The following is a 1,121-nucleotide window of genomic DNA, read 5'->3' as shown; positions in this document are numbered from 1 at the left end:
AATCCATTAATAACAAATATTTCCAGTGGCAACATGATTCACTTGCCCCGATTAACAAGACCAATGCTTTTGCAGAAGGTTCTGATGCAGGGGATGGTTCTCTGGTATCTACTGGTGTCGAGAAGAACGTTACTCAGATCCTTCGTAAAGTAGTTCAGGTATCTGATACTGCTGATGCATTAGCTTCTTATGGTCGTGGTTCTGAACTGGCTTACCAGATGGAAAAAGCTGGTGCTGAAATCAAACGTGACCTTGAATGGGCATTCTTGAACCAAGGTAAATCTCAAGAAGGTACTGGTACTCTTGGTGCTGGCAACCAGATTGGTTCTGGTCAGACTGCTGGTGGATATGCCCCAGGCCAGAGTAATGCTACCCCTCCTGCTAAATGGAATGCTGGTTCACCTGCACTTAATGGTGCTCGTTTGACTGCTGGTTTCCAAGGCCTTACTGCTGGTGATAGCTCCTCAGCCGCCAACGCTGCCCCCGATTCCGTTGGTGCTGGTAATGTGTTTGTGACACATACTCAGGCTACCACTACAGCAGCTGCTGGTCAGTATAACTTTACTGAAGATGAGTTGTTTGCTCTGACTAAAGATCTGTATCAGATTGGTGCTACTCCGAATATCATCATGTATCACCCTACTCATGCTAAGATTTTCTCTAGCCTGATGGAATCTACTGCTTCTCCGGCAGTACGTATTCGTATGTTTGATGGTGCTTCTGATACTCAGATCAACACTTATGTATCCACCATCATCGATCCGCTGGGTCAAGAGTTTAAACTGGTTCCTAACCGCTTCATGCCAGTCGATGCTATCTATCTGTTTGATCCAGCCGACTGGACTCAGATGGTACTTCGCGCTCCACAGCGTACTAAACTCGCTAAAACTGGTTCCTTCGAAAAATGGATGATTGAGATGGAAGTTGGTTTGCGTCATCGCAACCCTTGGGCTTCTGGTATCCTGAAACTGAAAGTAGGTTCCTAATCTATAAAAAATTAAGGGGCCTAGTGCCCCTTTCTTTTTATCCATTTTCTGTAAGAGGGAAAGAGTAGAATATGTCTATTACAAATCTTGTTTCTTATGAATTGAATGGAGTAAAGGAGAGTTTTGCTAACTGGA

General features: G+C 44.5%; 1 protein-coding gene. It reads left to right on the top strand.

Going from position 1 to position 1,121, the window contains the following annotated elements; genetic code table 11:
* Positions 1-986: DUF5309 domain-containing protein (locus N1032_RS23570; RefSeq protein WP_259542805.1), on the top strand; the 986-nt coding region annotated here is incomplete at its 5' end.
* Positions 987-1,121 lie beyond the last annotated feature (135 nt).

It is taken from the genome of Herbiconiux daphne (genome assembly GCF_024979295.1).
GTDB lineage: Bacteria > Actinomycetota > Actinomycetes > Actinomycetales > Microbacteriaceae > Herbiconiux > Herbiconiux daphnes.
The sequence above is the reverse complement of the archived record's forward strand: the minus strand, read 5'-3'. Positions and strand labels throughout refer to the sequence as shown.